This is a genomic window from Streptomyces sp. NRRL F-4489, assembly GCF_001509485.1.
In the GTDB taxonomy this organism is placed as follows: domain Bacteria; phylum Actinomycetota; class Actinomycetes; order Streptomycetales; family Streptomycetaceae; genus Streptomyces.
In genome coordinates this window covers 1-8,756 of the sequence record NZ_LLZI01000072.1, presented here as the reverse complement: position 1 = coordinate 8,756, position 8,756 = coordinate 1, and the positions used below count along the sequence as shown (strand labels likewise).

The following is an 8,756-nucleotide window of genomic DNA, read 5'->3' as shown; positions in this document are numbered from 1 at the left end:
GGCCGTGGGGTGGGTCTGGTGGGGGGGCGGTGGCTCGCGGGTCGCCTCCCGGATTCGGGGAGGGAGCCCGGGCCGCGCAGGGGTCTGGTGAGGGGCTGCCCTACGGGCCGAGGGGCGTTCCGACTACGTGGCCTGCGGTGACGGCGGGTCAGCTCGACGCGTGCCGACGGCAGTTCGGGGGACGCAGGGTTCGGCCCCCAACGCGCCTTAGTCGCCGCGCTGTTCGGGGGCGACGAACAGATGCCGAAAGGGCTACCGAGGCCCCCTCCGGGTCACTCGGCGCCGACCCGCAGCGCCTCCTCGACGATCGCCTCCAGACGGGCGTGGTGGGCGCCGCGCCAGTAGACCCGTCCGCAGGCGGTGCACTGCGCGAAGACGTCGTACGTGCGCTGCGTGCCGTGCTGCAACTGCTCCTGGACGGCGTCCTTGTCGGCCGCGGTGAGTCGGCCGTTGCACGCGGTGCAGCGGGTCCACGGGGCGAGGTCGGGCGCGAACCGGCTGAGGACATCGCGGAGTTGGTCGTCCGGGCGGTCGCTGTAGACGTAGGCGCCGGCCCAGATCTCGCGGCGCTGGAGCAGCCCGCGGTCCCGGGAGAGCAGCACCCGGCGCTCCTTCGCGGAGAGCGCCGCCAGGGCCGCGTCGCCCGGGTCCTCGTTGGTGTACGCGGCGTCGACGCCCAGCAGCCGCAGACGGCGGGCGAGGGTGCCCAGGTGCACGTCGAGCAGGAAGCGCAGGGGTGCGCCGGGGACGCGCTGCGGGCGCTCGACGGCGCGGACCTCGATGCGTTCGCCCTCGCGCGGCACGTGCGAGACCGGGACCTCCGTACCCTCCGCGACCAGCCGCCCGACCTCGGTGAGCGGTACGCCCAGCGACTCGACGACATGCCCGAGCGTCGAGGCGCCGTCGGTGACCAGCGGCGTACCGGCGGCGGCGCGCCCGGCGCCGACGAAAAGGTGCAGCTCAGGGGCGAAAGTCAGGGCGATCTCAGGTCCGTTCACGTCGCTCAGCATCGCATCGCGCGGGGCGTGGCGGCCACCCGTTTCCGCGGGGCGGCGGCCGGGCGCCGGGAGCCGCGGAAACAGGGGCGGCACCCCGCGCCACATACGGACCGTAGTGGTCGGCCCCACGGATTGTGCGCCGTGGAGCAGGACCGCTCCGCCCGCCGCACCTAGCCTCACCTGCACATCAGCAACGAGGGACCCACCGGCCACGGCAGCCACACCACGAGGGGCCCGTCGGCCACGGCAGCGACACCAATGAGGGGCGGCACCGGTGAACTGGCTCATCCATGACTACCGCGAGAAGGACCTCGCCGAAGTGGTCCACCTGATCGACTCCACCGCCGAACTCGGCCAGGAGTCGGTGTTCTCGCTCGCCGAGTGCATCAGCGCGCTCACCTCGCGGCAGCCCGCCGTGGTGGCCGTCCACCAGGGCGCCCCGATCGGCGCGGCGCTCGCCTGTGTGGCCGGTGAGCGGGGCTGGGTGATGCGGATCGCGATCTCCTCGGCGTGGCGCGGCCGGGGGCTGGCCAGCGCCCTGCTGGTCGAGCTGGAGCGGCGCCTGGTCGCCGCCCGGGTCAGCCGGATCGCGTACGTCCTGCCCGAGGAGGACCTGCTCGGCGAGGGGCTGCTGAACGCCGGCTACACCCGGCAGCCGGCGGTCGCGTACTTCGAGAAGGTCGAACCGCACCACGGGCCGGCGGCCAGCCTCCTGGAGGAGCTGGGCGGCCGGTTCCTGCCGTCCGACCTGTGGGCCAGGGTCGCGGGGATGGAGGCGGAGAAGGACCTGATCGAACGGCGGGTGGTGCTGCCGCTGGCGGAGCCGGAGCGGGCCGCCCGGCACGGGGTGCGGCCCCCGAGGGCGATCACCCTGTTCGGCCCGCCGGGTACCGGGAAGACGACCTTCGCCCGGGGGATCGCCGCCCGGCTCGGCTGGCCGTTCGTCGAGCTGCTGCCGTCCCGGTTGGCGGACGAGGGGAACCTCGCGGCGGCGCTGCGCTCCGCGTTCGCCAGGATCGCCGAGCTGGAGCGGGTGCTGGTCTTCATCGACGAGGTCGAGGAGATCGCCCCGGTGCGCGGTGAACCGGCCCAGCCGGGCGGGCTGCACGGCGTGACCAATGAGCTGCTGAAGCTGATCCCCGGCTTCCGGGAGCGGGACGAGCGGCTGCTGGTGTGCGCGACCAACTCCATCCGCTCGCTCGACCCGGCGTTCCTGCGCCCGGGGCGCTTCGACTACCTGATCCCGATCGGTACGCCCGACAAGGCCGCCCGCGCGGCGATCTGGTCGCGCTACACCGAGGGCCGTCCCGATGTCGACATTCCGGCGCTGGTCGCGGCCAGTGACCTGTTCACCCCGGCGGACATCGAGCACGCCGCCCGGGTGGCCGCGCAGGCGTCGTTCGAACGGGACCTGGAGGCGGTCGGCGTCGGTCCGGGCGACCGGGGCCGGCCCGGTGCCGGCACCGAGGACTACCTGGCCGCGATCGAGCGGAGCCGGCCGACCGTCACCCCCGCGATGATCGACGAGTTCACCGCCGACATCACGGCCCACGCCCGCTGCTGAGGCCGCTGGGGGCGGGACGGCCGCTCGGGCGGCCGCTCGGGGCGGCCGTTCCCCTAAGGGCCGCGAGCGGCCGCTCCCGCCACCCGGACGACCCGCACGCACTGCGCACGGAGGACGCGCTCCCGCCGCGCCTCCTCCGCTGGGACGACGAAGCGCCCGGCCGGTCTGCCTACGGTGAGAAGGGCAGCCGGGCCGGCGGGCGGTGCGGCACCGCGCTCCGTGTGCCGGGACAGCGACGCGTACCGAGAATGGCGCGTACCGAGAGTCGAGGGAGGCGGGACGGCACATGCCGGAGAATCCGCAGGCAGCTCAGGCACCACGGGCCGCACAGGCCCCGCAGCACGCTCGGGGCAGCGCTCCGGGACCGGCCCCGTCCGGTGACCCCGGGTCCGGCGCCTCCCTCCCCGTGGTCGATCTGGGCTCCTACGGGCCGGACTTCGTCGCCGATCCGTATCCGTACTACGCCGCACTGCGGGCCCGGGGCCCTGTCCACCGGGTGCGCACCCCCTTCGGCCAGGAGGCGTGGCTGATCGTCGGCCACGAGGCGGTCCGGACGGCGCTCGCGGACCCTCGGCTGGGCAAGGACTGGAGCAGCGCGCACCTCGAACGGGTCGTCGACGACCGGGCGCCGCTGTTCACCAACATGCTGGACGTGGATCCGCCGCACCACACCCGGCTGCGGAAGCTGGTGGCGAAGGAGTTCACCCCCCGCCGCGTCGAAGCGCTCCGCCCCCGCGTCCAGCACCTCACCGACGGCCTGCTCGACGCGATGCTGGCGGCGCCGGACGGCCGGGCCGACCTGGTGGAGGCGCTGGCCTTCCCGCTGCCGATGACCGTCATCTGCGAGCTGCTCGGCGTCCCGTCGATGGACCGCGACGCGTTTCGCGCCTGGTCCCGCGAACTGGTCTCACCGACCGGCCCGGAAGAGGTGCGGGCCGCCGTCGTGGCGATGTCGGAATACCTCGCCGGCCTGATCGAGACCCAGCGCCGGGAACCGGCCGACGGGCTGCTCAGCGCCCTGATCCGGACCAGCGACGAGGACGGCGACCAGCTGTCCCGCGAGGAGCTGATCGGCACCGCGTTCCTGCTGCTGGTCGCCGGCCACGAGACCACCGTCGGCCTGATCTCCAACGGCGTCCGGGCCCTGCTGGAGCACCCCGACCAGCTGGCCGCCCTGCGGGCCGACGGCGGTCTGCTGGAGAACGCCGTGGAGGAGATGCTGCGCTACGACGGCCCGGTGGAGACCGCCACCTGGCGCTGCGCGGCCGCCCCGGTGGAACTCGGTGGCACCGTGATCCCCCAGGGCGCGCCCGTCCTCATCTCGCTCGCCTCGGCCTCGCGCGACCCCCAACGGTTCGCCGCGGCCGACGACTTCGACCTCACCCGCGACGCGCGCGGCCATGTCGCCTTCGGGCACGGCATCCACTTCTGCCTCGGCGCCCCGCTGGCCCGTCTGGAGGGCCGGATCGCCCTCCGCTCCCTCCTGGACCGCTGCCCCGGCCTCGCCCTGGACACCACCGCCGGCGCCCTCACCTGGCGCTCCGGCCTCCTGATGCGCGGCCCGGAGAGGCTGCCGGTGCGGTGGACGGTCTAACGGGTCGGCCCTCGGGCCCCATGGGCCGGACGTGCGACAGTGTCCCGATGAAGACCATAGGTTTGATCGGCGGCATGAGCTGGGAGTCCACCGCGGAGTGCTACCGCCTGCTGAACGAGCTGACGCGCGAGCGCCTGGGCGGGCTGCACTCCGCCAAGTGCGTCCTGTATTCGGTGGACTTCGCGGAGATCGAACGCCTCCAGGCCGAGGGCCGCTGGGACGAGGCCGGCGAGGTCCTGGCCCGGGCCGCCAAGGCACTGGAGGCGGCGGGCGCGGACCTGCTGCTGATCTGCACCAACACCATGCACAAGGTCGCCGACCGGGTCTCCGCGGCGGTCGGCGTGCCGCTGCTGCACCTCGCCGACACCACCGCGGACGCCGTACGCGCCAAGGGACTTCGGCGGATCGGGCTGCTCGGCACCGCCTTCACCATGGAGCAGGACTTCTACCGCGGCCGTCTCGCCGGCCACGGCCTCGACGTGCTCGTCCCGGAGGCCGCCGCCCGCCGGACCGTCCACCGGGTCATCTACGAGGAGCTGTGCCTGGGCGTCGTCAAGGAGGAGTCGCGCGACGCCTTCCGTTCGGTGATCGACGACCTCATCGCCGCCGGGGCCGAGGGCATCGTCCTCGGCTGCACCGAGATCGAACTCCTCATCCGCCCCCAGGACAGCCCCGTTCCCGTCTTCCCCACCACCCGGCTGCACGCCGAAGCGGCCCTCACCCACGCCCTGTCCGCCACCTGACCGACCCTGCACACGCCATCCGCCCCGCACCTCTCGTTCCACCACAACTCCCCCATGGGGAACGAGAGGTACGCTGACGCCCGTGTCGCGCAACGAGTGGGAACGGCTGGCCAGGATCCGCATCCAGGTCACCGGAGAAAGCCTCGAACGCGCCCTGGCCGTGCTCCGCGGAGAGGCCACCGGAGCGGAACCGGGCGGCGGGGGTGAGGCGGGGGACGCGGGGGCGGGCGGGGCCCGAACCGGGGTCGGGGCTGAGGCCGGGGCCGGGCCCGGGGAATTCGGAGACGCATCCGCCGCCGGAGGCGCATCCGAACCCGAAGCTACGGAACCCGACCGTCCGGACCCGCGCCGCCCGCATCCCCATCTGCGCGGCCTGTGATCACGGGGCCGCGCCCCGCCCCTCCACCAGGCGCCTCCGCCCTCCGGCCTCCCGCCAGTTCGCACGCCATCCCGGCACCGGCCAGCACCGCGGCCAGGTGCAGCACCGCCGCCATCCCAAGATTCTCGGGCAGTTGAACGCCGGCCGGCCGCACCAGCCCCACGACCGCCACCCCCACCAGCTTCCAGCCGCTCCACGCGAACAGCGAGCCCGAGCCGAGCCATCCGAGGCCGCACACCCACCAGCGCGGCCACCGGGCCGGACGGGTCCGCGCCAGCAGCCCCACGGCGGCGGACGCGCCCAGCGCCCACAGCGCGCTCAGCCCCGTCAGCAGACTTCGCTGAACGGTCCGCAGCGCCGGCCGGTCGATCCCCCCGGTACCGCCGAGCGCCCAGTACAGCCAGACCCCGCCGACCAGGCCACCGAGGATCGCCGGCCACGGCACCGGGCCCCGGCGGCCGTCCCCCAGCCGCCCGGCGAACAGCTCCGGCCGGCACCGCCGCGCATAAGCGGGCAGCGCCACGGCCAGGCCGAGGCCGGTGCCCACGAAGCTGCACTGGATCAGCGCCGCCTCCCAGCCCGGCATCACCGGCTCACCACCGCCACCCCGGTCGCCGGCGTCGGCACCGGGCAGCAGCCCGCTGACCACGGCGTACGGCAGGATCGAGACCAGGAACCCGGCCCCCGTCCACGCGCAGAACGCCACCGGCCACCCCGGGAGCCGAAGCCCCCACGGCCGCACCAGGGCCAGCGCCAGCCCGATCCCGAGGGCCGCCATGCCCACGGTGACGGCGTTGAGCAGCACCCACCCGCCCAGGCCGAACCCCGCTCCGATCGGGAGCACCCCCAGCAGCGCCCCCGCCACCCACACCACCTTGATCACCAGATACGGCACCAACGCCGCCGCGGCCCCGTATGCCGCCCAGCCCCCGACCCGATCCCAGCGCTCCACCCGGACTCCCTTCCACCTACGGGAATCCAGCCTCCGCCGCCCCCGAACCTCTCGGCCTCCCCCTCCGGAACCATCCGCCTCCCCCGCCCGGCGGACGCGGCCGTCCACCTCCCCGGCCCCGCACGCCGCTCGTCACCCACCACGCACAGCGCGGCGGTCACGGCGGGTACGAGGCCGGTACGAGAGCCGCTCACACGGGGGCGGTGCCGATCACATCGGGGCGGGCGTCGGGGCGGACGTCAGGGAGCCAGCGCTCGCGCCGGGAGCGGCGTCCGGGGCATCTGATGCCCGCCGCTGGCCAGCATCCGCACCTCTCCCCGGTCGCTGATCTCCGCGCGCACGATCCCCGATTCGTCCTCGTAGATCGGATACCCGCCCGCTCCCACCTGGTCGGTACGCCGGACGACCACGACGTCGTCCTCCACGGCAGGGGCCTGAAATACCAGCTCATAGCGTTCCGGGTAATCCATCGGGGCCTCCCGATACTGCTCTGCGGGTACTGCCGCCCGAGGCACCGCCCCGGCCACCGCACTGTGCGCGCGGCGCCCCGGCTTCCTTCCATCGTCGCCCACGCCTGGCCGCCCCGCCTCGCCACAAACCCGTTGAACGGACAACCAACAGCCCGCCCCGACGCCCTCCGTCACACCACGCTCCTACGCACACCGCCAAAATTCACGATCAACGTCGACCCGTGGGTTGATGTCATGGCAACTGCCCGCCAGCGACAATCAATCGCGAAAGATCAAGCAAGCCACCGCGGCAACTCCCCTCCCATCGACCTCGACCCGGCGCCCGCCAGGTCCGAACTCCCGGAGAGACCATGCACACCGACCGTCCCGCCCACCGCCTCCCGCGGCGCACGCTCACCGCGTCGGCCGCCGCCACCGCGGCCGCCTTATGCCTCCTCGCCGCCGCTCCCGCCCCCGCCCTGGCCACCGCTCACGCCACCGGCACCACCGCACCCACCGCGGCAACGGCCGCGCAAGCATCTGCGGGAGCGGCTGTGAAAACGGCCGCGGGAGCGGCAGGCATCAGACCCGCCTCCGAAGCCGGCGTCGACCACCAGGCATTGCAGAGATCCCTCCAGGCGTTCCACGACGCGGGGATGTACGGCGCGTACTCCGCCGCGCGGGACGGCGCCGATGAATGGCAAGGCGCCGCCGGAGTCGCCGACATCGGCACCGGGCGCCTCACCACGCCCCTCATGCGCCACCGCATCGGCAGCATCACCAAGACCTTCACCGCCGTCGCCGTGCTCCAGGAGGTGGGCAAAGGCCGGATCGCACTCGACGCCCCGATAGCCCGCTATCTCCCCGACCTCGTCCCGGGCGAGCGCGGCCAGGCCATCACCGTCCGCATGCTCCTCAACCACACCAGCGGCATCGGCGAATACACCGACAAGATCTTCACGACCACGGACAGCCTGGAGACCAACCGCCTACGCCGCTTCGATCCCGAAGAACTGGCCCGACTCGGCCTCACCGCACCGCCTTTGAGCGCGCCCGGCCAGGCCCACCACTATTCCAACACCAACTTCATCCTCGCCGGACTCCTGCTGCGCAAGGTCACCGGCCAGGCCCCCGAGGCGTACATCACCGAGAACGTCATCCGCAGAGCGGGCCTGAAGATGACCTTCTTCACGCAGTCACCGGTGATCCTGGCGCCGCACGCCCTCATGTACGAGGCCGCTTACGGGGAGTTCGACCCGCCGCGCGAGTACAGCGTCTACAACATGTCCTGGGGCGGCACGGCCGGCGCCCTGGTGTCGACCATGCCCGACCTCAACCGCTTCTACCGCGCCCTGCTGAGCGGCCAGTTGCTCGCCCCGGCCCAGCTGGCCCAGATGAAGACGACCGTGCCGATACCGGGTTCCACCGCACGCTACGGCCTCGGCCTGCTCCGTATGTCCCTGCCCTGCGGTGAGTTCTGGGGCCACAACGGCCTGGTGCTCGGCGCCATGACCTGGTCCCTCTCCAGCCCGGACGGCCGGCGCCAGGTCTCCGTGGGCTTCAACCTCACCCGTTACCAGAAACTCGACGCCAACAACCGCCCCATGCCCAGCCCCATCGACACAGCCCTGGACACCCACATAACCCAGGCCCTGTGCGCCACCCCGAGCACCGGCACCGGCGCGGGAACGAGCCCCGGCACGGGCACGGGCCAGCTCCTCGCCCAGCCGCACCTCGGCTGATCCGCACAAGGCCCCGCCCCCGGCGGACATACCGCGGGGGCGGGGCGGGTCCGAGAAGCGCCAGCAGCTCGGATGGATACGGGCACCACCGTACGGCCGACCACCGACACCACCGACCGCACACCGGCCCCGGCCCCGCAAACACCACCCGTTCCAGGGACCCCCGGCGCTCGGGCAGCCGCCGGGGGCGGCCGGCGGGCCGGCGGTCAGGCAGCGGGCGGCGGTCGGGAGACGGGCCGGCGGTGCGGGGGGCTGGCGGTCGGGCGGCGGGCCGGCGGTCGGGAGACAGGCCGGCAGTCAGGCAGCGGGCCGACGGTCCGGGGGCGGGGGGCGGG

The 8,756-nt window shown here is 73.8% G+C and carries 7 protein-coding genes; 4 read left to right on the top strand and 3 right to left on the bottom strand.

Translation table 11 applies throughout. From position 1 onward, the window contains the following. Positions 1–272: 272 nt before the first annotated feature. Positions 273–998: a Mut7-C RNAse domain-containing protein gene (locus tag ADL22_RS08450; protein WP_066975351.1), complete on the bottom strand. Its 726-nt coding sequence runs from the start codon at positions 996–998 to the stop codon at positions 273–275. A gap of 274 nt (positions 999–1,272) precedes the next feature. Between ADL22_RS08450 and ADL22_RS08445 the strand changes: the two genes are divergently transcribed. From ADL22_RS08445 to ADL22_RS08435, 3 genes are all read left to right on the top strand, one after another. Continuing rightward, entirely contained in the window at positions 1,273–2,562 is a 1,290-nt protein-coding gene (locus ADL22_RS08445) for an ATP-binding protein (protein WP_066975347.1), read from the top strand. Between the two features lie 286 nt (positions 2,563–2,848). Next, a complete protein-coding gene (locus ADL22_RS08440) occupies positions 2,849–4,156 on the top strand; it encodes a cytochrome P450 family protein (RefSeq protein ID WP_079063946.1) in 1,308 nt (435 codons plus the stop codon). Between the two features lie 47 nt (positions 4,157–4,203). Next, positions 4,204–4,899 (top strand): aspartate/glutamate racemase family protein, encoded by a 696-nt coding sequence (locus ADL22_RS08435; RefSeq protein WP_066975342.1) that lies wholly within the window; start codon positions 4,204–4,206, stop codon positions 4,897–4,899. A gap of 320 nt (positions 4,900–5,219) precedes the next feature. Here the strand turns inward: ADL22_RS08435 and ADL22_RS08430 are convergent, their stop codons facing one another. Together ADL22_RS08430 and ADL22_RS08425 are read right to left on the bottom strand one after the other, a co-directional pair. After that, positions 5,220–6,230, bottom strand: coding sequence for a hypothetical protein (locus ADL22_RS08430; RefSeq protein ID WP_066975340.1), 1,011 nt, complete (start codon positions 6,228–6,230; stop codon positions 5,220–5,222). Positions 6,231–6,469: 239 nt separating this feature from the next. After that, on the bottom strand, positions 6,470–6,700 hold the full coding sequence (locus ADL22_RS08425) for a DUF6296 family protein (protein ID WP_066975349.1): 231 nt from the start codon (positions 6,698–6,700) through the stop codon (positions 6,470–6,472). Positions 6,701–7,050: 350 nt separating this feature from the next. Between ADL22_RS08425 and ADL22_RS08420 the strand changes: the two genes are divergently transcribed. Continuing rightward, entirely contained in the window at positions 7,051–8,421 is a 1,371-nt protein-coding gene (locus ADL22_RS08420) for a serine hydrolase domain-containing protein (protein WP_234430596.1), read from the top strand. Positions 8,422–8,756: the final 335 nt, after the last annotated feature.

Excerpts from the sequence above, each read along its gene's own strand:
- ADL22_RS08440 (WP_079063946.1), top strand. The coding sequence starts at position 2,849 with ATGCCGGAGAATCCGCAGGCAGCTCAGGCACCACGGGCCGCACAGGCC.
- ADL22_RS08435 (WP_066975342.1), top strand. The coding sequence starts at position 4,204 with ATGAAGACCATAGGTTTGATCGGCGGCATGAGCTGGGAGTCCACCGCG.
- ADL22_RS08425 (WP_066975349.1), bottom strand. The coding sequence starts at position 6,700 with ATGGATTACCCGGAACGCTATGAGCTGGTATTTCAGGCCCCTGCCGTG.
- ADL22_RS08420 (WP_234430596.1), top strand. The coding sequence starts at position 7,051 with ATGCACACCGACCGTCCCGCCCACCGCCTCCCGCGGCGCACGCTCACC.